Here is a 22,914-nt window from a genome sequence, read left to right on the forward strand (position 1 = left end):
GACCCGCCTATGGAGCCCGTTTTCTTCTGGCCAAGACAGAAATCATCGATGAGGAAATCGAGCAGGAGGAGGATAACTTTGTTGCGGCCCTGGAATGGGGTGAAGTCCTTGGAGCCCAGGTGGCCTCAAGTTCCCTGGGCTACATCGACTGGTATTCTTATTGCGACATGGATGGTAACACGGCCGTAACAACGCGGGCGGTCGATATTGCTGTGTCCCTTGGAGTTGTGTGCGTGACTGCTGCCGGGAATCAGGGAGCCGAGTCTCCTCCTGAAAACCCGTGCGATACCCTCACACACTACATCATGGCTCCCGCCGATGCCGATTCCGTCATTTCCGTTGGGGCCGTGAACGGATCAGGAACCATAGCCCACTTCAGTTCCCGTGGTCCCACCTTCGATGACAGAATCAAGCCAGAAGTGTGTGCGAAAGGAGTGGCAACTGCGTGTGCGTCGCCGGCAGATTCGGTTTCCTACACGTTCAAGAGTGGAACGTCTCTTTCCACTCCACTCGTCGCCGGTGCCGCCGCAGTCATACTGAGCGCTCACCCCGATTGGGCACCCATGGATGTTCGGAAGGCATTGATCATGACTGCTTCCCGGGCCGACAGCGCGGACAATGAGTACGGTTACGGTGTTGTCGACGTTTGGGCTGCCATCAACTTTGACCCGTCCGCGGTAGAATTGCCTTCGACCCTCCCTTCCGGGTTTTGGCTGTCCCAGAACTATCCAAATCCGTTCAATGTGTCTACCGGCATTGCCTATGACATTCCACGTTCCGGCCGAGTGAGCCTGGCGATTTTCGACCTTCTTGGAAAGCAGGTTGAGACTCTCGTCAATGGTGAGACTCCGGCCGGTCGATATTCTGTCCAATGGGACGGTTCCAGGTTCTCCAGTGGAATCTATTTCGCTCACTTGAATGCGGGCGACTTCTCGGAGACCCGGAAATTGATTCTGCTGAAATAGTATCGACTGCTACAACGCATCCTTGCTCCTGTATAGGATAGGAGAAAAAGAGAGAGTTGAGAATGGAATCAGGCCGAATAGGGAACCTGGATACCCAAACCGTCCTGACAAACAAAACAGAAAAGACGGCCTTATCCAAAGGCGGTGGCATCAGACAGAAATTTATCCTTTTCTGAAGCTCACCTCGAACCACTCAGGACTGAATACTTCCCTGCTTGCCGACACGTCTGCTGGAGGGCGGACAGGCAGGGAATGAGACAAAACGAAAGCCAAACTCTCCTTCTTGGTGTCGATTAATCGGCACCACCAGCGGCCTTAAAATAATTTGGGCAATAAAGGGGATGACAAGTCCGTGGAAGAGAATCAATTACTGTTTGATCCCGCCCTGGCGGGGGAGTTTAATTGATTCCCACGGGTGCGGGCAGCCCCGCCCAAATCATTTTTCAGCCAGAGGCCTTTTGGTACTTTTCTGCCTGAGAAAAGTACAGTAGAAAACACAGTGTGGATAATCCCACGATGAGAATATTGGAGGAACCGGGAGTGTAAGGAACGGAAGTTACGGGGCAATATTAAGGTTGGACAATTGCCACAAGACTCTACATACATCCGGGTGTCGGGGAAAACGTTATGGGAGATTGATCGCCAGTTGTAGATTTTGGAACGATTTCCGGAAGCCATTGCAAAAGCCAGTGGAAATACCGTGCCTGATTTTCTGAACGACGAGTTTCAACAAATGAATGAGTTGGAGTCCGAGGAGGAGAAGGAGATTCCGGCGGCCATCTCCGTTAAGGATCCCTTAAGTTCTCTCGACCTGGATCAAATGGTGACTGTGGAGCGAGGGACAACCGTAGAAAAAGCCATCAAGCTGTTCCAGTCCGAGGCCGCAGCCTGTGTTCTGGTTGTGGATGATCGAAGGCTTGTGGGAATTTTCACGGAGAGGGACGTGATCAAGAAACTTGTGGGAAAAGGATTGGATCATTCGAAGGAGATCGTGGACAATTATATGACCGCCGATCCGGATGTTCTGAAGAACGACGACCCTGTCGCCTTCGCTCTGAATCGAATGACGGATGGGGGGTATCGACATGTTCCCATAGTCGACGATAATGGAATGCCCATAGGCCTTGTGGGCATTCTGGATATTGTGAAGCAACTTGCATCTTACTATTCGGATGAAGTGTTGAATTTGCCCCCGGAACCCCTTCGAGGGCCTCAGGTGAGACCCGAGGGGGGATGAGATTGCACCTTTGAAGGCAATTTTCCATGTAAAACCGGCGGCGGGATTTCTCCAGGGAAGGTCCTGGCACCGGATCCCGGCAATGGCTCTCACCCTATCCCTCCTTGGATGCGCCTCTCACCCCACCATCGGCGATCGCACCCTCGAAAAAGGCGAAAGTCTCCACGGATATACCCTGTCCTTTGAGAATTTCTTTCCCGTCTTTTTCTACCGGTACGGGATTAGCGGCATCAGTGATGTGGGCTTTCGGGTAGGAGTTCCCATCTACGGGTCGGGGATCGACTATTCACGTGTACTTTTCACCAGAGATAATAAGAGGGATGTAGTGAACGTCGGTTGGTCCCTCACCCCCAATTCCAATTTCGATTTTACCTATTACAAGTTTTCTCACGGAAAGAAACAGCCCTCGAACTCGGTCTACTGGGGACTTCGAGGAATGTATATTCCGAAGGGCGTGAACGGAAATCAGAGCGTCCGCCTTGGTGCTCTGTTCGGAGTCTACAGAAAAGGGAGGATTGGCTATGAAGTAGGTTACTTCCATGACGTATCCAGTATGCCCATCTCACAAATCTTCAATACAAGCTTTGACCCCGCTGACACGACGCAGCAGTGGGGCGATCGTTTCGTAGATTTTCCACACGTCTCCAAGTCCGGCCTCCCTTCAGAACACTCGCGCCTGACGGGTCTGTCCCTCCGGTTGACTATTTCTCTGAGTGGAAAAAAGGAAGAGGAAGCACCACCCTCTCCAACGGAGTAACGTCGGGCAGGCTTGCCCAAATCCCACAGCTCGTTTTCTCCTCACTTTTCTTCGAAAAAAAAGTCTCATTCTTGTGCCGATTCATCGGCACCACCAGTGGCCTTAAAACAATTCAGCCAAGATAGGGGTTGGAATGGCCGCGGATAATAATCAATTACTGTTTGATCCCGATGAATATCGGGAGAGTTTAATTGATTCCCGCGGCCGCAGACAAACCCGGCTGAATTGTTTTTCAGCCAGAGGCCTTTTGGTACTTTTCTGCCTGAGAAAAGTACAAAAGAAAGCACGGTGTAGATAATCACACGCTCCATCCCAGAGCCCTTGTTTTCCCTCGGATGCGAACATAAATTCCCGTCCCGGGCAATGGATCTTCAAGCGAGAAAAAGAGCGCTCCAGATGATTGAGAATGGAGTTTTTGTGTTGACCGCCCGGTGGGAAAACTATTCCTTCGCGTCTACCGTCACATGGGTTACCCAGACATCGTTCAAGCCGCCTCTCGTGGCCATCGCCGTCAAAACGGACTCGGGAATCTATCAAGGCGTGAAGAATTCCATGCGGTTCGGTCTGCATATCGTTGGTGAGGATCAAGAATCGTTCGCGGCATCCTTTTTCAAACCTTCTCGGTCAGACGGAAGCACCATCAACGGCCACGCCTACGGACTGAGCCCATCGGGGATTCCCATTCTCAGGGACGCTTCCGCATTCTTGGAGTGCCGGGTGACAGGGGTCGTAGAGGAAGGAGACCATCACGTTTTCGTTGGAGAGGTGGTGGAAGCGGGAGTCCGGGATGATTCCAAGCCCCTCCTCCTCAGAAATACCCGCTGGTCGTACGGGGGGTGATCCATGGATGAAGACGGACTCCCGGACGCGCTTTCCTCAGGAGAATTTGAACGGTGCAAACCGTATATCGATGAGGTCGTGACCGATCCCTCTTCTCTGAGACAATATTATCAGTCGCTTCTTCAACACATCTTTGTTCAGACCCACGTCCGGGAGGAAAGAGATCCATGGTTGGCCCATCCGGTAATTCCGGTCAATGCGATTAAGAATATATCATCATTGAGAAAGGATTCTCCTTCAAGACCCCTGGTCGAATTTGCCGCCCGCATTGCTCTTGAGGCACAGCCATCCGGAGGTGTGGGGGATTGGCCTGAAGTACCACCGGAGGCTTTGAATCAATCTGTTTTCGTTGCGGATTTGTTCAACGCTCTCCAGCAAGGGGACCTGGAGAAAGCATCAGAGGAGGCGGCCCGGCTGGCCCTTATATCAGACAACAAGCTCTATGTTCTGGAAATACTCATGGAGGCGTGCACCCGGAAGTTCGATACGTTGGGACTGCTGGGATATTCAATCTTCAGAGCAGCCGCTTTCTGCGCGCAGATCGACATCGGTTCGTTCATATTGCCCCTTTTGAAGAGCGCTGCTCGAGAAAGGATCCAGCACATTCGAATGTCGTCTCCTGAAGAATTCGACATGGATGCATATGGCTGGCCCGTTCTCAGCCGCGGCGGTTTGGAAGACGTGGTTCTTTACGCTGTCGCCCATCGGCTGTGGAACCTGGAATCTGTAAAACAATCGGCTTTCCGCGGAGGGATCGCGTTATGGCTGGCAGAGAAATACGGGACACCCACGAGAATTCCCGGCGGCGGTGTTTCGCACCGTCCCAACAAGACATCCAATTCCGCATCTCTCTGGGATCAAGCTGACCCGGAAGCTCTTGCGGCGCATCTCCAGGGCGCTCGTGAGAGGGGTGACATGACGTGGGCAGTGGACCTGGGAGAACACTGGTTCAGAGAGGGAATTCCGTTGAATTCCGGCCATTTTGTTGCGTTGGACTCTCTCCAGCACCTGGCCGGAGTGGTGCCGGACTCATGTCTGATCTTTCTTGGTGAAAACTTGCTTTCTCTACCATCTCAGCTGGCGAAGTGACGTGAAGATCGGGCCATACCATATCTTCTCTGCTGAAACGAGTCGCTGTGCCCTCGACGGGGGTGCCATGTTTGGGATCATTCCGAAATCTATCTGGGGAGAGCAGATATCATCAGACAGCAGAAACCGGATTCCGCTGTCTACCCGGTCTCTCGTGCTCACCGGCAATGGCAGGAATATCCTGGTGGACACGGGAAATGGGGACAAATGGAACCCCAAAATGCGCTCCATATTTAAGATTGACACGGAAACGGTGAACATTGATCGGTCGTTGGACGGAATAGGATTGTCACCGGGGGACGTGACCGACGTTATCTGTACTCACCTTCATTTCGATCATGCAGGGGGCAACACACGAATAGACGAGTCCGGTGAGCTGGTGCCTGCGTTCCCAGCGGCCACCTACTGGATACAAAAGTCCAACTGGGACCTGGCAAATGCCCCTTCGGTTAAGGATAAGGCGAGCTATCGTCAGGAGAACTGGGCAGTGCTGGCCAGAAAAGGGATGGTTGAGCTGGTCAACGGGGAGGAGGAATTCATTCCGGGTATCGAAATCTTTGTTGCCAACGGTCATACGGCTGGACAGCAGTTGCCGAGAATTTCCGATGGAACTCAGTGTCTGTTTTTCTGCGGCGATCTTTTCCCAACGGTATACCACCTCAAATTGCCGTGGGTGATGGCTTATGACAATTATCCACTCCAGACCATTGAAGAGAAGAAAGCGGTACTGTCCAGGGCCTTTGAGGAGGAGTGGATTCTATTCTTCGAGCACGATCTGAAGCACGAGGCGATTGTCCTGGAGTTTGACGGAAAGGATTACGGGATCAAAGAGAGTTTCGCGGTGGAGGATAAGACGGGACCATGAAAGGATGAGCCGATTCCAGGCCGTGATAAAATCCATCTGAATTAGATGAATCTTTGGGGGAATAAACCATGTCCAGAGTTGTCGTATGGGTGAGCGACTTTGAAATGGGAACGCGAATTGCGGATGCAGTTACTTCTCTGGGTGAAGAGGCCGTTTTTCCCCAGGATCGGGAACGGTCAGAACAGAGTCTGTACGAGGACGCCGTGCTTGTGATCATCGATCTGTCCGAAAGGGCACGAAATGCCCTTGAGCTTGTCAGGAGTGTAAGGAAGAATCATCCTGAACTTCGTCTGGTCGGCATCGTCTCGCGCGTTCGGAAGAAGATCCATACTCAGGGGAAGGAGGCGGGCTGTGACTGGGTGCTTCCGAGATCATCGTTGGTGCGGAATCTTTCCACATTGCTTGAAAAAAGGGTGGACTGAAACCTGACCAATACGAGAGGAGAATCGCAGGGAGGTCAAAAGTCAAGAATCCGGGCGGTCATATCACGCCTCAGGAAAGAATACGGTGACCCGGAGACGAGTCTTGTCCATCGCTCCCCCCATGAGTTGCTGGTGTCAACCATTCTGTCGGCCCAGTGCACGGACAAACGTGTGAACCAGGTAACGCCGGCACTTTTCGAAAGCTATCCCACCGTTCGTGATTTTGCCTCGGCAGACGTGACTGAACTGGCCGAACAGATCCACTCGTGCGGGTATCACAATCAGAAGGCCCGCGCCATCAAAGGATCCAGCTTGATGATTCTGGAAGAATACAATGGTACTGTTCCCTCCACCCGGGATGAACTGCTGAAATTACCCGGCGTGGGGAGGAAAACCGCCAACTGCGTTTTGAGTTATCTCTACGGAATTCCCGCTGTCGTGGTTGACACTCACGTGATTCGGATTATGGGACTCCTGGGGTTCACGAACTCGACGGATCCGGAAAAGATTGAGCGTGAAATAGGTGAGATAGCCCCGAGGAGAGACTGGATTGATCTGACCCTGCTCACCATCAGGCATGGGAGGCGGGTTTGCATCGCCCGTCGTCCCCGGTGCGGTGAATGCGTCCTGAACGACCTCTGTCCCTCGTCAATTGTCTAACGACGCGGGAAGAAAGCAAGAGTTTGTACCTTTATCATACCTGGTTTATTGATGGGCTTCAAGTTGTCCAGCGAACGCCCAATATTCTTATACGACACCCCCAAATAGGAAAGTGGCCTAAAAATAGGTGCGCCATGAAAGGAGATTGACGTGGCCAGGGATAAGAATGAATTGCTGTTCGAGTCCTCCCGACGTGCCGGGGGGAGGAGTTCAATTCATTCCCCTGGACACGACCAGATCCGGCGCAACTATTTTTCAGCCGAGCTTCTCCACAGGATCTTGAGATTTTGCAGCGGTTTTCTTACGAATAAGAAAAGCGCGGGAAGAATCCGCGGTCCAGATGATCATACGATGAAAATAGTGGGACACAGTCACCTTAAGTAGTGGAAGTTCCAGGGGCAATATTGAGGTTGGAGAATCGCCGCAAGATTTTGCATGATTCTGACCGCCAACGAAACCCTTTTCGAAATGGTAGGAAGGTGGCTAAATTCTTGAGTCAGTTTTATTTGCACCTTACAAATAACTAGGACACGAAAAATGCCTTCCATCACGAAATCGTTCAAGTTTTCCGCCGCACATCAGTACGGAAATCCCAGCTGGTCGGAGGAAAAAAACCGCGAAATGTTTGGTGACGACGTTCGCCTTCACGGCCACGACTACATTCTGGAGGTTACCGTGAAAGGTGACGTAGATCCCGCGACGGGCTTCGTTGTGAATCTTCGAGAGCTAATGGACGTTGTGAACAAAAGGGTCATCACGCTTCTTGATCATTCAACGATAGAAAAGGACGTCCACTGGTTCAGGGAAAAGCAGCCTTCTGCAGAGAATCTGGTGGTCTGGATCTGGAATCAGATCGGACCTGAACTCAAGGGTGTCGCTCTTCATCGGCTGCGTCTCCGGGAAACGGATACAATTTACGCGGAGTACTTCGGACCGGATAAGTAATGGAATTCAAGGAAAGGCTCCTGATTTTTCTCAGTGGCATCTTTCTTACCGCCCTTATTCTGGGAAACGTGATCGGAACCACGAAGTTTGTGTCCGTGTTCGGTCTCGTGGTGCCTGCTGGAGTTCTCGCTTATCCCTTCACGTTCCTCGCGACCGATCTCATCTGTGAGCTGTACGGGAAAAAGAGAGCCCAGACGATAGTCTGGATCGGTTTCATCATGAATTTTTTTATGCTCGGTCTCATGACCATCGGTCACTACCTGCAGGATGCCCTCGGAGTCTCGGGCGCCACCTCCACCTTTGAAAGGGTCTATGAATTCATGGTGGGGAACGTGATCGCATCCATGGTGGCCTATTTGATAGCTCAAACGGTGGACGTCCATCTGTTTCATTTTTGGAAGCGTCTCACCAAAGGAAAGCACTTGTGGTTGAGAAATAACCTTTCCACGACGGCGAGCCAGCTCGTGGATACGGTTTCCATACTCACCATTCTCTATCTGGCCAACAACCTGGGGGAAAACGTGAAAACTGTCAGCGACCTGATGTCATTGATCTTCCAGTCATACCTCTTCAAGTTTTTCTTCGCACTGTTTGATACCCCTCTCTTCTATGTGGGTGTCTGGTTTCTAAAACCCCGGGTACACGAGGACCCGGACGAGAAGAGCTGGGGCCATCATTCATTTGCTGAGGAGGCACTATGAACCCGGAGAATATGGAGAAGATTCAGGAGATCGTGGCACAACTCCTGGTGGAAATCGGTGAAGATCCGGAACGCGAGGGTCTCAAGAGGACCCCTGAACGGGTTGCCCGTGCGTGGAAATATTTCGTGGGGGGATATGGAAAGAGCCCTGAGGAAGAGGTGGGAGATGCCCTTTTCAAGGAAAAGACGGATGAAATTGTTGCCGTGAAAGATATCGACTTCTTCTCCCTTTGTGAACACCATCTGTTGCCTTTCAAGGGGGTCGTCCACGTTGGCTACCTTCCGAAAGAGAGAATCATCGGACTGTCGAAAATCCCAAGGATCGTGAATATATATGCTCGAAGACTGCAGGTGCAGGAACGCTTGACGCGTCAGATTGTCGATGCAATTCAAGGCGTGTTGAATCCCGACGGCGTTGCCGTTGTGATTGAGGCGGAGCATCTTTGCATGCAGATGAGAGGTGTTGAGAAGAAGGCCTCATTTATGGTGACCTCGGCAGTGAGCGGCGTGTTCCGAAAGGACAGGAAAACACGTGAGGAATTCATGTCGATACTTTCCAAGGTGAGGAGCTGATGGGACTTCTGGGGGCTCACGTGAGTGTTGCGGGAGGTGTTTTCAAGGCCCCCGCCCGGGGAACGGATATATCTGCCGACTCGATTCAGATCTTTACGGCCAATCAAAATCAATGGTTTCCGAAGCAGCCTTCCGAGGATGACGCCTCCCGCTTTCGCCACCACATGCACCACGATCGTCCCGATGTATGTGTCTCACATGCCTCGTTCCTTCTGAATCTGGGCTCGCCAGAGGAGGAGAAACTCGCTATGTCGCGAAACGCCTTTATGACTGAAATCGACCGGTGCGATGCGTGTGAGATTCCCTACGTCATTTTTCATCCGGGGGCCCACAAGAAAACGGGCGAGGAAAAATGCCTCACTCGAATCGCGGAGAGTATCAATGTGTGCCTGGACAAGCGTCCCGGATCAAAGGTCACCATTCTGATAGAGAACACGGCCGGTCAGGGGTCGGCAGTAGGCTATACCTTTGAACACCTGATTTCCATTATGGATCAGGTGAAACATCGTGACCGGGTAGGCGTCTGCTTCGATACGCAGCACGCCTTTGCCGCCGGCTATGATATTCGGACGGAGAAAGGGTGGAACGAGACCTTTGATCATTTCGATAGAACGGTCGGACTGGAACGGCTCAAAGCATTTCACATCAACGATTCGAAAAAAGAACTGGGCCAGAGGGTTGATCGGCATGAGAATCTTGGGAAAGGGTTTCTCACCCGGAAAACCTTCTGGTGTCTGGTCAACGATGACCGGTTTGAACACCTCCCCATGATTCTGGAGACTCCTGCCGACGATCCTACTGTTTACGCCGGGGAATTGGACTGGCTTCGACGACTCGTTGGAACCAGGAGACCGGATTGAGAGAGGGGGTTTAGAGGGTGGAGAACGGAAAAAGATATGACGTTGTGGTCATGGGAGGTGGCCCAGGGGGTTATGTGGCAGCCATTCGCGCGGCTCAGTTGGGGAATACCGTTGCCATCGTTGAAAAGGACGCCCTCGGCGGGATCTGTCTGAACTGGGGATGTGTTCCAACGAAAGCCTTGCTCAGGGATTCCGAGGTGCTTCATCTTGTGAAGAATTCGGACCTGTACGGCATATCCATCCCGGATTTCAAGGTCAATTTCAAGGCGTCGGTGGAAAGGAGTCGAAAGGTTGCAAGCCGCTTGTCCAAAGGAGTTGAGTACCTTATGAAAAAGAATTCGATTCGCCATCTCCAGGGAACGGCTTCTCTCGTTTCGCCAGGTGAGGTCCAGGTCACCCATGTCGGCAGAGATCCGGCCCTTCTCAAAGCGGGTCACGTCATAATCGCCACCGGGGCCCGGAACATGGAGCTTCCCGGACTGGAGATGGATGGAAAGCGAATCGTCTCTTCAAAGGAAGCGATGATTCTCGAGAAAGTGCCCAAAAGGATGATCATCATCGGCGCCGGTGCCATCGGCGTGGAATTCGCGAGTCTTTATCATGAATACGGGACGGAAATCCATCTCGTTGAAATGTTGCCTCACATTCTTCCCCAGGAGGATGAGGAGATTTCACGGGTCCTTGGCAACCTGTTCGAGAAACGTGGCATCAACATTCACACCTCCACACGTGTTGAAAAGGCAGAGGCCTTGAAGACCAAGGTAAAAGTCCATATCTCCTCAGGGGATGAGACATCGGTTCTTGACGGTGACATCGCCCTCGTCGCCGTGGGCGTCCAGGGTAACGTGGAGAATCTGGGACTCGAAAAGGCGGGGGTTCAGGTGGAGAGTGGGTGGATTAACGTTGACGAATACTGCAAGACGACCGTGGACCGACTGTACGCGATAGGGGATGTGATCGGACCCCCGTGGTTGGCTCACGTTGCTTCAGCTCAGGGGAGGCTGGTAGCTGAACATCTCAGCGGGAAGAATCCGCAACCGATCAATATGGACCACATCCCGGCCTGTACCTACAGTCGCCCCCAGGTGGCCTCCCTGGGAATGACGGAACAGGAAGCACGGCAGGCGGGCTATGAAATGAAGGTAGGCAGATTTCCCATGACCGCCAATGGAAAGGCACTCGCCTACGGAGAGCCAGACGGGATGGTGAAAGTCATCGTGGATTCCAGGTACGGGGAACTGTTGGGCTGCCACATAATCGGAATGGAAGCGACAGAGCTCATTGCCGAGATAGGTGTTGCGCAAACCTTGGAGACCACCTACGTGGAGATCCTTCAGACAGTCCATGCTCACCCCACGCTCTCCGAATCCATCATGGAGGCCGTTGCCCAGGCCAATGGCGAGGCTATCCACATCTAGAGCCATCACGGCAGGGGAGGAGGATCTCTGCGTGTCCGGACTTCCAGGGGAGTTGACTGTTCTCCCGTTGGGAAGGAAATCCTACGAGGATGTTTGGAACCTGCAGAAGGACCTGGTGCTCCGCAGGAAAAAGGGGGAGATAAAGGATACTCTCATTCTGGTTGAGCACGACCCGGTCTACACCCTTGGAAAAAATGCTGACGAAAATCACCTTCTTCAGTCCCGGCCGCGAGTGGTACCAGTCTACAACGTAGAAAGAGGGGGGGATGTTACCTACCATGGGCCGGGACAACTGGTGGGGTATCCCATTCTGGATCTTCATGATCACAGGCTGAGCGTAGGATGGTACATGAGAACTCTTGAGGAAGTTCTCATGAAAACCCTGGACCATTTTGGTATTCGTGCCGGGCGGCAGGATAGGCTAACGGGTGTCTGGGTTGGAAATGAAAAGATCGCGTCACTGGGAGTCCGGCTGTCACGGTGGATTTCCATGCACGGTTTCGCCCTGAACGTGAATGTGGACCTCAGTTTTTTCGACGGCATTATCCCATGTGGAATATTTGACCACGATGTAACATCCATGAAGACAATCCTCGGTCGTGCACAGGAGCTGCGAGAGGTTGAGGAGAAGACGGTTGACGAATTTGTGAAGGTATTCCAGTTTACTTCAATTGCACAGGGTTAGGGAGGTAGGAGACGATGTCCCGCTTTCACGGATTTACGAAGAAGGAACTTCTGAACATCTACCGGAACATGGTGCTTGCGCGAAAGCTCGATGAAAAAATGCTCATTCTACTTAGGCAGGGGAGAAGTTTCTTCCACATTGGCGGGTCCGGTCATGAGGCGGCTCAACTGGCCGCGGCCCATCTTCTGCGGCCCGGAGAAGACTGGGCCTATCCGTACTACCGGGACCTCGCATTCTGTCTCGGACTTGGGATGACCGCCCGGGAAGTGCTCCTCTGTTTTCTCTCCCGGGACGAAGATCCGAACTCGGGGGGAAGGCAGATGCCAGCCCACTACGGTCACAAGGACCTTCGCCTCGTTTCTCAATCCAGTCCGACAGGCACCCAGTTTTTGCAGGCTGTGGGGTGTGGAATGAGCATGGTTAGAGCTGGCGGCAGGGAAATCGTGTACGTGTCCGCCGGTGAAGGGACAACCAGCCAGGGAGATTTTCACGAGGCGCTGAATTGGTCCAGCCTGGAAAAACTCCCTGTCATCTTTCACATCGAGGACAATAAGTACGCCATCTCTGTTCATATCAGTGAACAGACTTCCGGATCTTCAGTTTACAAAATGGTTGGCGGATACACCAATCTCGCACGCTTTCAGGTCGATGGTACTGACTTCTTTGAGTCTCACGTTGCATTTCAAAAAGCGATTGACAGGGCCCGAAAGGGGAAGGGTCCAACCGTCATCGTATCGGATATGGTTCGACTGTTGCCTCACTCTTCTTCAGATGACCAGAGGAAATACCGGCCGGAAGAGGAGCTCGAAGCTGACAAAAAAAGGGATCCCATCGACGGCTTCGCCGAGTATTGTATGGAAAATTCAGTGATTTCGCCGGAGGAATTTGAAAAGACCGGGAGTGATGTTCAGGAACAGGTGAATGGTGATTCGGAATGGGCCGAGACCCGGCCGCATCCTGAGCCGGAAACGGCCACGAAGTTTCTTTTCAGTGAAAACGGCTCAAATTACCCTGCCGAAGAGACTGAACCTGATTACATATCTGATAAGATTGTCATGGTGGATGCCATCAATCATGCCCTTCGAGAGGAAATGGCGAAAAATGAGAGAATGGTCGTGTACGGCCAGGACGTTGCGGATATGAAGGGCGGTGTCTTCACAGCCACGAAAGGATTGACCACAGAGTTTGGGAAGGAAAGGGTCTTCAATTCACCCCTTGCAGAATCAACCATCGTGGGCACGGCGGTGGGAATGGCCTCATCCGGCTGGAAGCCTGTGGTGGAAATCCAGTTTGGCGACTATATCTGGACGGCCATGATGCAGATTCGAAACGAAGTGGCATCCATGCGTTACCGGTCGAATAACGCCTGGGCATGTCCCCTCGTGATCCGCGTTCCCGTGGGAGGGTACATTCATGGGGGACTCTGCCACAGTCAGTCCATTGAGGGATTCTTCTTTCATCTGCCAGGTATTCGCGTTGCCTATCCGTCCAACGCTGCTGATGCCAAAGGCCTGTTGAAGACGGCGTGCAGGATTGAGGACCCTGTAATGTTCATGGAGCATAAGGGCTTGTATCGATTCCTCCAGGCGGCGACACCTGAGCCGGATGAGACATATGTCCTTCCATTCGGGAAAGCAAGGAACGTGAGGGAAGGGACGGATCTTACGATAGTCACCTATGGCATGTTGGTCTATAAATGCCTTGAGGCGGCCAAATCGCTGGCGGAAAGTGAGGGTGCCTCCATCGAGATCATAGATCTGCGAACCCTGAATCCCCTGGATCTGGATGCCATTGAACGATCGCTCCGGAAGACAAGCAAGATTCTCATCGCCTACGAGGACAACCTGACGAACGGTCCGGGAGCTGAAATATCAGCCATCGTCAGCGATCGCTTTTTTGAACTTCTGGATGGGCCTGTGGGAAGAGTCGCGGCGAAGGACTATCCCATCCCGTTCAGCACCGTTCTGGAAGAGGAAATCCTGCCGCAGACAGCGGACATTACCGGAGCCGCCAGAGAACTCTTGGAGTATTAGACTGAGGTGAACCATGATCGTTGATGTTATTCTGCCGAAACTGGGGGAGTCTATTACTGAGGGAACCATTATTCAGTGGCACAGGAAAGTAGGAGAGTCCATCAAGAAGGATGACATTCTTCTCGAGATCGGCACGGATAAGGTCGATTCGGAAATCCCTTCTCCCGCCGCGGGGATAGTTATAGAGATTCTGTCAAAACCGAACGATGTGGTGCCTGTGGACCAGGTCATCGCAAAGATTGACACGGAAGCTGAGGAAGGTGCGGTGCCAGCGGCTGCGGTGGAAGCTCCCCCTGATGAGGTTGTGGAAGAAAAGGAAGAAGTTCCCGCCGAACCGGAGAAGCCCGCCGCCCCCGTGACTCCGAAACGGACTTTCTACACTCCCCTTGTCCGTTCCATCGCCCGGAAGGAAAAGATATCTGACGAGGAACTTGTGTCGATCCCTGGCACGGGAAAGGGAAATCGGGTGACCAAGAAAGACCTTCTTGGTTACATTGAAGAGCGTCGCGAGAAACCGGAAGTTGAAGTCCCGCTTGTGGGGGTCCCGCCCGTTCCTGCACCTTTGTTCGAGAGTGCGCCACTAGTGGAAGAAACCGTGGAGATGGACAGGGTTCGCCAGCTCATCGCGGAGCACATGCGCAAGAGCTTGGATTCGGCTGCACACGTGCACCTCGTCTCCGAGTGTGACATGACAGGGATAGCCGATTTTATGGCGAGAAACGGTGCCGACTTCCGGAGGCAGGAGGGATTCAAATTGACTTGTACTCCCTTTTTCGTGCTCGTGGCCGTAAGAACCATTCAGGATTTTCCCGTGTTCAACACGTCGGTTGATGGGACGAAAGTGATCTACAAAAAACACATCAATATGGGCCTGGCCGTGGCTACGGAGAAGGGGCTCATGGTTCCCGTCATCAGAAAATGTGAAGAACTGAACTTTCTCGGAATCTGCCGGAGGGTGAACGACCTGGCCGAGAGGACGCGGGAAGGGAAAATCTCTGCCGATGAACTTCAGGACTCCACTTTCTCCATCACCAACTATGGCATCTTTGGAAACCTTTTCGGCACGCCCATTATCAACCAGCCCAACACGGCCATCCTCGGTGTCGGTTCCGTCACCAAACGCCCCATTGTCAGGGAGACGGAGGCGGGAGACGCTATTATTATCAGGTCCATGGCCTACCTCTCACTCGGTTTTGACCACCGGCTTATTGATGGGGCGGGGGGAGGCAGGTTTCTCAAGGCGATGGTGGGTCATCTGGAAACACTGGATACGGAGACGCTTATCTAACTCATGTCCGGACTGGACGCGATTTGAAACATTTCAACACTGGCAGACGTATGACTTTATTCCCATGAGCGAGACTCTCTCCCGCAAAAAGACCCCTCTGGCACAGGCGGCGTGATGACTCTTTCATCAGGTCAGGTGTACGAAGGCCGTACCAGTCCGCGAAAACCTTCATGGTTGAAGGTGCAAGTTAGAACCGGGGAACACTATTCAGATCTAAAGCGGATCGTCAGGACCGGAAATCTCCACACTGTCTGCGAGGAAGCGCTATGTCCGAACATCTTCGAATGTTGGGAGCGTCGTTCGGCCGCGCTCATGATCCTTGGCGATGTCTGCACCCGGTCGTGCGGTTTTTGCAGCGTCAAGACGGGCCGTCCAAGCTGGAATGATCCCGATGAGCCCAGGAGGACTGCTGAAGCTGTGAAGGAGATGGGTCTGCGGCACTGCGTGATCACCTCGGTGAATCGTGATGAGCTTCCCGACGGGGGGGCGTCTGTCTGGGCGGAAACCATCCGTCAGATTCAGCGGAAGAATCCGGACTGTTCCGTGGAGGTTCTCATTCCCGATTTCAAAGAGGACACATCCGCACTGAGGACGGTTTTCGAGGCGAAGCCGGACATCCTTGGGCACAACATGGAAACCGTCCCCCGCCTGTACGGAAAAGTCCGACCCCAGGCCAGGTTTGATTGGTCTCTTAAGGTTCTCACGGAGTCAAAATCATATGGTCTCCGAACGAAAACAGCGTTTATGCTGGGACTGGGAGAGACGGCAGAAGAGGTTTACGACCTGATGGAACACGTGGCGAATACCGGCTGCGATATCGTCGCTATCGGTCAATACCTGCAGCCAACGAAAAATCATTACCCCGTGGATCGATTCGTTCACCCTGATGAATTCCTCGTCTTCCGCGAGGACGGACTAAAAATGGGATTTCAGTGGGTTGAAGCAGGGCCTCTTGTGCGGAGTTCGTATCACGCGGATCGCCAGGCGCAATTCGCATGAATAAGTACAGGTATTATGTCTACGGCCTCATTCTGGCGGGTGGGATCGTTCTTGCCTGGCTGCTCCGCTCTTCAGCGAACGTCCCCGTGGGGCAGCCCGCTCCGTCAGAGCCGCGTCCCGACGCGACCGCACCGAACGAGGTCGTCTTCGGAAGCCTGGCTCTGCGCGTCCCGGAGGGATGGCGGGCCGAAAGACCTTCTTCGACTATGCGATTGGGACAATTCAGCCTTCCCGGAAACGAAATGGGTGACAAGGATGCCGAACTTTCCATTTTCTCCGGCATCGGTGGCGGGACGGAGAGCAATCTTGCCAGGTGGTTCGATCAGTTTCAGCAGCCGGACGGCGCACCATCGAGCGATCGGGCGAGGACCTGGCGTTTTACGCAGGGAGACATGGGGATTACGATGGCCGACCTTTCGGGAACCTACATGGGATCGGGGATGATGACGGGTCAGCAGGTGGATTTATCCAATTATCGTCTTCTTGCGGCAATCGTGGAAACATCCGATGATACTTATTACTTTAAGCTGGTAGGGCCTCAAGCTACCGTGGAAAGATGGGCGATGAGTTTTGAGACTTTCATCCGCACTGTTCGGCGGGTTGGCAGATGATCTCGTAGATCATGCAGTTTTGGCAGGATTGACTGCCACCATTACCTTTCGTCGGGATTGGCATTATGTTTGTTGATTCCTAAATTCAAAGAAAGGAAAAAGCATGTCTGAAGAACTTAAAGACGATATAGAGGACAAAGAGCTTGAGTCCGAAACGGAATCAGACGAGGGTGTCAGTGTTCCCGGAACCTTTCCTGTCATGCCCCTCAGGAATACCGTCCTGTTTCCGCAGCAGGTCATTCCCACCTACATCGGTCGCGAACGCTCCCTCAGGTTGATTGACGATCTGCCTGCGGGAAAGAAGATGATCGTTGTGGTTGCTCAGGAGGACGGTTCTATAGAGAATCCCGAACCGGAGGATTTGTATGCCTGGGGAACATTATCAATTGTGCTGAAAGTTTTCGACATGCCGGACAACAGCAAGTCAGCGATCATTCAGGGAATGGAGAGGGTAAAGGTCCTTTCCTTTATTCAGGAAGAGCCATATTACAAAGCGGCAGTGAAGCGTGTGGAGGACAGGGAGACTGAAGGGATTGACGTTGAGGCACTGGCCACGAACATTCGGGGTGTTTTCCGGGATCTCATCAATATTGCCCCTTACCTCACGGAGGAGCATTCCGGCGTTCTCAGCAGTATCCAGAAACCCGGCAAACTTGCGGATCGCGTCATTTCCCTGGTGACGATTCCGACGAATGAGAAGCAGGAAATCCTGGAAGAACTGGATATCAAAAAGAGGCTCGAAAAGTCAACCGTTCTCCTGAACAGGGAAGTCCAGAGGATTAAGCTCGGGGAGAAGATTCAGACGGAAGTCCAGGATGAGATTTCCAAGACTCAGCGGGAGTATTATCTGCGGGAGCAGTTGAAAGCAATTCGAAAGGAGCTGGGTGAGGATGAAGGTCCCACCGAACTCAAAGAGCTGGAAGAGAAAATCGATGCGGCAAGCATGAGTGAGGAGGCCGACAAGGTAGCCCGGAAGGAGCTGGACCGTCTCACCAAAATACCCCCTCAATCTCCTGAATACACGGTTTCCAGGACGTATCTCGATTGGTTACTGGAACTCCCATGGAATAATTCAAGTGATGACCGGGTGGATACCCGGGAAGCCAAGAAGATTCTTGACGAAGACCATTGGGGTTTGGATGATGTCAAGCAGCGTATCCTTGAGTACCTGGCTGTGAGAAAGCTGAAAGAGGAGAGAGTCAAGGATGGCAGGGTTAAAGGGCCGATCCTCTGTTTTGTGGGTCCTCCCGGTGTCGGAAAGACCTCCCTGGGAAGGTCGATCGCGCGGGCAATGAACCGCGAATTTGTCCGGATTTCGTTGGGAGGCGTCAGGGACGAGGCAGAGATCCGCGGTCACCGTCGGACCTATATTGGTGCTCTTCCCGGCCGGATTCTCCAGAGTCTCAAGAAGGCAGGAACGAATAATCCCGTCTTCATGCTGGATGAGGTGGACAAGGTGGGAGCCGATTTCCGAGGTGATCCGTCGTCGGCCCTGCTTGAGGTACTCGACCCGGAGCAGAACTTTTCGTTCAGCGATCATTACCTCGAAGTTCCATTTGACCTGAGCAAAGTGATGTTCATTTCCACGGCGAACCTGAGAGATCCCATCATCCCTGCCTTAAGGGACAGAATGGAAATTCTTGATTTCACGGGATACATCGAGGAGGAAAAGATTAACATTGCCAAGAAGTATTTGATTCCCAAGCAGCTTGAGGAGAACGCGCTGACCGACGAAGACTGTTCATTTCTCACCTCCGCGATAAAAGAGCTCATCGATTCCTACACGCGGGAAGCGGGTGTTCGGAATCTGGAGAGAGAAATTGCCAACGTCCTGCGCAAGATTGCCCGGGACCGGGCGGAAGGGAAGAAGCAGTTCACCAAGATCACAAAGCCGGTGGTGCACAAGTATCTGGGAGCGCCGCGATACTTTTCTGAAATGGCTGAGAGGATGAGCAAGGCCGGAGTGGTCATAGGTCTGGCGTGGACATCCGCCGGTGGTGATATTCTCTTCATAGAGGCCACCAGGATGCCAGGGAAGGGCGAATTAATCCTCACGGGCCACCTGGGTGACGTTATGAAGGAGTCGGCCAGGGCCGCACTTTCGTACGTGAGGGCGAATGCGGAAACGTTGGGTATTGAGCCGGACTTCGCCGAGAAGACGGACATTCACATCCATGTGCCGGCGGGCGCCATTCCGAAGGACGGTCCTTCTGCCGGTACAGCCATATTCACGGCCATCGTTTCTCTCTTAACGGACCGGACCGTTAAAGATACGATAGCCATGACGGGTGAAATCACTCTTCGGGGAGCCGTTTTGCCCATTGGGGGTGTACGGGAGAAAGTGACTGCTGCTCACCGGTCAGGAGTGAAGGAGGTGATTCTTCCCGGTTTCAACAAGAAGGATCTTGAAGATATTCCCACGAAGGTGTTGAAGGATATGAAGTTCCACTTTGTCAAGGAGGTATCGGAGGTAGTCGATCACGCTTTTCCGAAGGCGCCCGAACCGAAGAAGTCGAAGCCAGGCAAAGCGATCCCCAGGGCCCCCTCCGCCCAAGCGTGACCGGTTACCGGTCTATTAGTTGATTGGTTAACTGGTTATTGGTGACTGCCGACTGTCGGAGCCCGACGGATCGGGCGGAGATCCCGCCAGCGGCGGGGCCAACTGCCAACTGCGGACTGCCAACTGCGGACCTCTGACTGTACTCTTGGTTCTTGGAGCTTGGTTCTTACCCCGAAGGGGGCGGGGGCGCTTAGCTCAGCTGGTTGAGAGCGCCGCCCTTACAAGGCGGAGGTCACTGGTTCGAATCCAGTAGCGCCCACTTTTTGAGGCGGAGGTCGTAGGTTCTCCCGAAGGGACTCCTCAGGAAGAATCCTACAGCGCCCACGTAATTGATTCGGGTATATCACCGTCAAGAACCCGTCTTTCTCGACGGATTTCTTGCATTTAGGAGTAATGAGACGCGAAGTGGCTACAGACATAACGAGGGAACCCGCCGCTCCTTACAGGGGTCATTTTGATACCAAAAAAGGCCTTTTAAGGCCTGAAAACACCTATTGTTGGAACGTTAGTCCTTGAATATCAGTAACTTAGCGTGGTCCGACCCCAGATTCACTCGAAGAAACATGCAATTGGGATTCAATGCCCCATTCTGGCGAACGATCGGGCTCCTAGCTAGACGACCATGATCGGCAAAACAATCTCCCACTTTAAAATCCTCGAGAAGCTCGGTGAGGGCGGGATGGGAGTCGTCTACAGAGCGGAAGACACCGAGCTCATGAGCGTGTGATTTTGGCCATAGTTCAATCCGAACGAGGCCGGACTGTTACAATGGGCGGGTGAAAAATTACTGCTTCGTGCAATTTATCAGCGGTGAATTTGCCCCCCGACCTGTAATTTATACTAAGTACCATCAGGTTCTCGTAAATGGGAGAGCGAAGATTAACCACCGAATAATCTTACAAACACCCAAATTATCATCATGGAGAAACACAATGAACAATAAAGTTATTCTCGTCTCGGGGGCCACCGGACAACAGGGTGGCGCAGTGGCACGGCGCCTGCTTGAAGGTGGCTGGAAAGTACGCGCACTCGTACGAGATCCGAAAAAAGATACAGCGCAGACATTGGCCAAGCAGGGTGCGGAACTTGTACAGGGCGATTTGTACGACCGCATTTCGCTTAGTGGAGCTCTGAAGGGAGCGTACGGCGCGTTCAGCGTCCAGAATTTCTGGCTTCCGGATGTGGGTTATGAAGGCGAAATCAAACAGGGCAATTTGTTTGCGGATGCAGCCAAGGAAGCAGGCATCCAGCATTTTGTGTATTCGTCGGTTGGAGCAGCGCATCGAGGCATGGGCCAGAAGCACTTCGAGAGCAAGTGGATGATCGAACGCCACATAAAAGAACTTGGCTTGCCGTACACTATTGTGCGTCCGGTTGCGTTCATGGACAACCATAATTGGTGGCGCCCGCAAATCTCAAACGGAACTTTCCAAAACTTGGGGGTGCGCCACGACAAGAGAACGCAGATGATAGCAGTAGAGGACATCGGCGGGATCGTGGCGATTGTGTTTTCAGAGAAGCAAGAGTATGTGGGGAGAACGCTCGAAATCGCAGGGGACGAGTTGACCGAAACGGAGAAAGTGGCGACTTTCACCAAAGTGATTGGTCGTCCAGTAAAGCTTGTACAGCCACAGATGTCCGAAGGCGACACTCCAGACGAAGAGCAGATCGCTACAATCCGCTTCTTTAACGGTAAAGCTTATACAGCAGACATTGCCGCCGTGAGAAAAATTCACCCCGGCCTCCGAACCTTTGAGCAATATTTGCGAGAAACTGGCTGGGAGAATTTACCAGTATTACCAATGCCTGAGGGTGGCAGTACTTGGGGCCCTTAATAACTTCATCTATTAATCATGGGGGTGCAAGAGAAGCAGAAACGATTGTAGAAGAGGTTTAGAGAGTCAAAGGAGGCGGCTGCTTCTCCCAGTGTGTAGAGAAAGAGAGAGAACGCACCTCACTGGCAGCCGGCAGTAGGTTTGGGGATTGAGAAGACTGTCACATAAATGCTTCGCACTTGGCAAACAAAAAGATATTGGAGCGAAGGAGCAATGAATCTAGTTAGATGAATTCTCAAGAGATGAATAACCGTGAAGTTGCGCTTGAGTTTGTCAAGAGCTTCTGTGCCGGGGACATCAATGAGCTAGCTCCGCTGCTAGCCAATGATCTGAAGTTCAAGGGCCCGCTCTTCCAGTTTGAATCGAGCGTCGCGTATATGCGCAGCTTGCAGGAAGATCCGCCAGAGAAAAGTGGCTATCGCTTATTGAGTGTGACCGAGAGCAACGACAGTGTTTCCATCTTCTACGAGTATCAGAAAAGAGAGGGGCCAATCACGATTGCCCAGTCCTTTAGAATCGCCAATCGTAAGATTAGCGAGATCCTGTTGGTATTTGATACAAGAGAATTCGCCTAACGGTAAAGCTAAGCAGTGAGTGTCACGGAGCGAGGCGAGTCAGCTTGAGCGATTTGTTATGTGTTTCTTTCATTTCTTTATTGGTATTTCGCTCTAAAATCTATGATCGTTTATTTTTCTGCAACACCTCTTCTATCTCAAATGTAAGTTTACCTGGTCCCTGAACAAACGCAATTCTGACACCCCATGGTTTATTTTCTGGTTCTTGTATTGAAATTGCTCCTCTCGCTATCACATCTTCATAATCGTGATCACAATCTTTACTCCCAAAGGCAATTGTTGATGGAACGTCTTCTTCAGAATCATTTATTATGATAGCAATTGACCCAAAGGTAAACATCGACATTTCATGATCTTCCTCAACGGGCGTTACATACCAAACTTTTTTTAACCACTCAACCGCTTTGGATCTGTTTTTAACATAAACATGAAAGTGAGAAATTTCCATAGATTAACCTTTCCCCAAATTTTTTGACCGGTTGATTTGCGAATCTACTCTTAAATTCATGCCGCGAAAGGTATCCCAAAGAGCTATGATGGTCTCTTAGAATTTTAATTATCCTCATATTTTACACATAACTTGTATTACATACCTTAATCGTAATATAACCCGTGAACCTCCGACTGGACTTCGGCAAAATATACCGAAGACACTCTATTTCGGTCTCCGTCAGTTCTTCATTCACTTCAACCCGCCTCAGAAGTGAAACTGTCCTAACCATATTGACCCCTTGCCATTTAATCAAGCCCGAAAGAAAAAGGTCATGCAAAAAAGTGTGAAATGTCAGCACATGACATCTGATATCGTCCCTTAAATCATTTTGCTGATATTTACCGAATTTTTCTACCCATTTTTGCCTCTTTTTGACCATTGGGGAAGATATGAGTCGCCCCTCATTCAGGGGACTTATCGTCAAGAATCGTCACCGAGCCCGCCGAGGCTCGAACTCGGGAACAACGGCTAAGAAGACAGTTGACCTGCCGTCGAGAAAAGCAA

At 52.1% G+C, this 22,914-nt stretch carries 24 protein-coding genes and 1 tRNA gene; 23 read left to right on the forward strand and 2 right to left on the reverse strand.

Going from position 1 to position 22,914, the window contains the following annotated elements; translation table 11 throughout:
- The 3 genes from V3U24_05195 to V3U24_05205 all read left to right on the forward strand — a co-directional run.
- The coding region (locus V3U24_05195) for a S8/S53 family peptidase (protein ID MEE9166843.1) at nucleotides 1–965 on the forward strand (965 nt) is incomplete at its 5' end.
- Nucleotides 966–1,665: 700 nt separating this feature from the next.
- Entirely contained in the window at nucleotides 1,666–2,202 is a 537-nt protein-coding gene (locus V3U24_05200) for a CBS domain-containing protein (protein MEE9166844.1), read from the forward strand.
- Between the two features lie 10 nt (nucleotides 2,203–2,212).
- A complete protein-coding gene (locus V3U24_05205) occupies nucleotides 2,213–2,959 on the forward strand; it encodes a hypothetical protein (protein MEE9166845.1) in 747 nt (248 codons plus the stop codon).
- Nucleotides 2,960–3,024: 65 nt separating this feature from the next.
- Here the strand turns inward: V3U24_05205 and V3U24_05210 are convergent, their stop codons facing one another.
- Nucleotides 3,025–3,270, reverse strand: a complete 246-nt coding sequence (locus tag V3U24_05210) for a hypothetical protein (protein ID MEE9166846.1) — start codon at nucleotides 3,268–3,270, stop codon at nucleotides 3,025–3,027.
- 85 nt (nucleotides 3,271–3,355) lie between these two features.
- Here V3U24_05210 and V3U24_05215 point away from each other — a divergent pair, with 85 nt between their 5' ends.
- From V3U24_05215 to V3U24_05310, 20 genes are all read left to right on the forward strand, one after another.
- The gene (locus tag V3U24_05215) at nucleotides 3,356–3,799 is read left to right on the forward strand and encodes a flavin reductase family protein (GenBank protein MEE9166847.1); all 444 of its coding nucleotides are present in this window, start codon (nucleotides 3,356–3,358) and stop codon (nucleotides 3,797–3,799) included.
- A gap of 3 nt (nucleotides 3,800–3,802) precedes the next feature.
- Complete coding sequence (locus V3U24_05220; GenBank protein ID MEE9166848.1) at nucleotides 3,803–4,888, forward strand: hypothetical protein; 1,086 nt, start codon at nucleotides 3,803–3,805, stop codon at nucleotides 4,886–4,888.
- Nucleotide 4,889: 1 nt separating this feature from the next.
- A complete protein-coding gene (locus V3U24_05225; protein MEE9166849.1) occupies nucleotides 4,890–5,753 on the forward strand; it encodes an MBL fold metallo-hydrolase in 864 nt (287 codons plus the stop codon).
- A gap of 68 nt (nucleotides 5,754–5,821) precedes the next feature.
- Nucleotides 5,822–6,175 carry a hypothetical protein gene (locus V3U24_05230; GenBank protein ID MEE9166850.1) on the forward strand — a complete coding sequence of 118 codons (354 nt, stop codon included), beginning with the start codon at nucleotides 5,822–5,824 and terminating at the stop codon, nucleotides 6,173–6,175.
- Between the two features lie 48 nt (nucleotides 6,176–6,223).
- Nucleotides 6,224–6,835 carry an endonuclease III gene (gene nth, locus V3U24_05235; GenBank protein MEE9166851.1) on the forward strand — a complete coding sequence of 204 codons (612 nt, stop codon included), beginning with the start codon at nucleotides 6,224–6,226 and terminating at the stop codon, nucleotides 6,833–6,835.
- Between the two features lie 150 nt (nucleotides 6,836–6,985).
- The gene (locus V3U24_05240; protein MEE9166852.1) at nucleotides 6,986–7,219 is read left to right on the forward strand and encodes a hypothetical protein; all 234 of its coding nucleotides are present in this window, start codon (nucleotides 6,986–6,988) and stop codon (nucleotides 7,217–7,219) included.
- Nucleotides 7,220–7,372: 153 nt separating this feature from the next.
- Entirely contained in the window at nucleotides 7,373–7,780 is a 408-nt protein-coding gene (locus V3U24_05245) for a 6-carboxytetrahydropterin synthase (protein ID MEE9166853.1), read from the forward strand.
- Nucleotides 7,780–8,481: a queuosine precursor transporter gene (locus V3U24_05250; protein ID MEE9166854.1), complete on the forward strand. Its 702-nt coding sequence runs from the start codon at nucleotides 7,780–7,782 to the stop codon at nucleotides 8,479–8,481. Before V3U24_05245 ends, V3U24_05250 begins: the two co-directional genes overlap by 1 nt.
- Nucleotides 8,478–9,053, forward strand: a complete 576-nt coding sequence (gene folE / locus V3U24_05255; GenBank protein ID MEE9166855.1) for a GTP cyclohydrolase I FolE — start codon at nucleotides 8,478–8,480, stop codon at nucleotides 9,051–9,053. The genes V3U24_05250 and folE overlap by 4 nt, the downstream gene beginning before the upstream one ends.
- Nucleotides 9,053–9,913 carry a deoxyribonuclease IV gene (nfo, locus tag V3U24_05260; GenBank protein ID MEE9166856.1) on the forward strand — a complete coding sequence of 287 codons (861 nt, stop codon included), beginning with the start codon at nucleotides 9,053–9,055 and terminating at the stop codon, nucleotides 9,911–9,913. The genes folE and nfo overlap by 1 nt, the downstream gene beginning before the upstream one ends.
- Nucleotides 9,914–9,930: 17 nt before the next feature.
- Nucleotides 9,931–11,331, forward strand: coding sequence for a dihydrolipoyl dehydrogenase (gene lpdA / locus V3U24_05265; GenBank protein MEE9166857.1), 1,401 nt, complete (start codon nucleotides 9,931–9,933; stop codon nucleotides 11,329–11,331).
- Nucleotides 11,309–12,016 (forward strand): lipoyl(octanoyl) transferase LipB, encoded by a 708-nt coding sequence (gene lipB / locus V3U24_05270; protein MEE9166858.1) that lies wholly within the window; start codon nucleotides 11,309–11,311, stop codon nucleotides 12,014–12,016. Before lpdA ends, lipB begins: the two co-directional genes overlap by 23 nt.
- Before the next feature lie 14 nt (nucleotides 12,017–12,030).
- Nucleotides 12,031–14,049, forward strand: a complete 2,019-nt coding sequence (locus V3U24_05275; protein MEE9166859.1) for a thiamine pyrophosphate-dependent enzyme — start codon at nucleotides 12,031–12,033, stop codon at nucleotides 14,047–14,049.
- Between the two features lie 13 nt (nucleotides 14,050–14,062).
- Complete coding sequence (locus V3U24_05280; protein ID MEE9166860.1) at nucleotides 14,063–15,337, forward strand: dihydrolipoamide acetyltransferase family protein; 1,275 nt, start codon at nucleotides 14,063–14,065, stop codon at nucleotides 15,335–15,337.
- Nucleotides 15,338–15,451: 114 nt separating this feature from the next.
- Nucleotides 15,452–16,336, forward strand: coding sequence for a lipoyl synthase (gene lipA, locus V3U24_05285; protein ID MEE9166861.1), 885 nt, complete (start codon nucleotides 15,452–15,454; stop codon nucleotides 16,334–16,336).
- Nucleotides 16,333–16,947 (forward strand): hypothetical protein, encoded by a 615-nt coding sequence (locus V3U24_05290; protein ID MEE9166862.1) that lies wholly within the window; start codon nucleotides 16,333–16,335, stop codon nucleotides 16,945–16,947. Before lipA ends, V3U24_05290 begins: the two co-directional genes overlap by 4 nt.
- A gap of 103 nt (nucleotides 16,948–17,050) precedes the next feature.
- Nucleotides 17,051–19,507, forward strand: a complete 2,457-nt coding sequence (gene lon / locus V3U24_05295; GenBank protein ID MEE9166863.1) for an endopeptidase La — start codon at nucleotides 17,051–17,053, stop codon at nucleotides 19,505–19,507.
- Nucleotides 19,508–19,691: 184 nt separating this feature from the next.
- Nucleotides 19,692–19,766, forward strand: a tRNA-Val gene (locus V3U24_05300).
- 673 nt (nucleotides 19,767–20,439) lie between these two features.
- A complete protein-coding gene (locus tag V3U24_05305; protein ID MEE9166864.1) occupies nucleotides 20,440–21,342 on the forward strand; it encodes an NmrA/HSCARG family protein in 903 nt (300 codons plus the stop codon).
- A 227-nt stretch (nucleotides 21,343–21,569) separates the two neighbouring features.
- On the forward strand, nucleotides 21,570–21,917 hold the full coding sequence (locus tag V3U24_05310) for a hypothetical protein (GenBank protein MEE9166865.1): 348 nt from the start codon (nucleotides 21,570–21,572) through the stop codon (nucleotides 21,915–21,917).
- A gap of 100 nt (nucleotides 21,918–22,017) precedes the next feature.
- On the opposite strand, the gene V3U24_05315 is transcribed toward V3U24_05310, so the two are convergent.
- A complete protein-coding gene (locus tag V3U24_05315; protein ID MEE9166866.1) occupies nucleotides 22,018–22,365 on the reverse strand; it encodes a hypothetical protein in 348 nt (115 codons plus the stop codon).
- Between the last annotated feature and the right edge of the window lie 549 nt (nucleotides 22,366–22,914).

The sequence above is a fragment of the Candidatus Neomarinimicrobiota bacterium genome (assembly GCA_036476315.1).
Taxonomy (GTDB): Bacteria; Fidelibacterota; Marinisomatia; order Marinisomatales; family S15-B10; genus JAZGBI01.

Coding starts and splice junctions, on each gene's coding strand:
- V3U24_05210 (MEE9166846.1), bottom strand. CDS start 3,270: ATGGAGCGTGTGATTATCTACACCGTGCTTTCTTTTGTACTTTTCTCA.
- V3U24_05215 (MEE9166847.1), top strand. CDS start 3,356: ATGATTGAGAATGGAGTTTTTGTGTTGACCGCCCGGTGGGAAAACTAT.
- V3U24_05220 (MEE9166848.1), top strand. CDS start 3,803: ATGGATGAAGACGGACTCCCGGACGCGCTTTCCTCAGGAGAATTTGAA.
- V3U24_05230 (MEE9166850.1), top strand. CDS start 5,822: ATGTCCAGAGTTGTCGTATGGGTGAGCGACTTTGAAATGGGAACGCGA.
- V3U24_05245 (MEE9166853.1), top strand. CDS start 7,373: ATGCCTTCCATCACGAAATCGTTCAAGTTTTCCGCCGCACATCAGTAC.
- V3U24_05250 (MEE9166854.1), top strand. CDS start 7,780: ATGGAATTCAAGGAAAGGCTCCTGATTTTTCTCAGTGGCATCTTTCTT.
- folE (MEE9166855.1), top strand. CDS start 8,478: ATGAACCCGGAGAATATGGAGAAGATTCAGGAGATCGTGGCACAACTC.
- nfo (MEE9166856.1), top strand. CDS start 9,053: ATGGGACTTCTGGGGGCTCACGTGAGTGTTGCGGGAGGTGTTTTCAAG.
- lipB (MEE9166858.1), top strand. CDS start 11,309: ATGGCGAGGCTATCCACATCTAGAGCCATCACGGCAGGGGAGGAGGAT.
- V3U24_05275 (MEE9166859.1), top strand. CDS start 12,031: ATGTCCCGCTTTCACGGATTTACGAAGAAGGAACTTCTGAACATCTAC.
- V3U24_05280 (MEE9166860.1), top strand. CDS start 14,063: ATGATCGTTGATGTTATTCTGCCGAAACTGGGGGAGTCTATTACTGAG.
- lipA (MEE9166861.1), top strand. CDS start 15,452: ATGACTCTTTCATCAGGTCAGGTGTACGAAGGCCGTACCAGTCCGCGA.
- V3U24_05290 (MEE9166862.1), top strand. CDS start 16,333: ATGAATAAGTACAGGTATTATGTCTACGGCCTCATTCTGGCGGGTGGG.
- lon (MEE9166863.1), top strand. CDS start 17,051: ATGTCTGAAGAACTTAAAGACGATATAGAGGACAAAGAGCTTGAGTCC.
- V3U24_05305 (MEE9166864.1), top strand. CDS start 20,440: ATGAACAATAAAGTTATTCTCGTCTCGGGGGCCACCGGACAACAGGGT.
- V3U24_05310 (MEE9166865.1), top strand. CDS start 21,570: ATGAATTCTCAAGAGATGAATAACCGTGAAGTTGCGCTTGAGTTTGTC.
- V3U24_05315 (MEE9166866.1), bottom strand. CDS start 22,365: ATGGAAATTTCTCACTTTCATGTTTATGTTAAAAACAGATCCAAAGCG.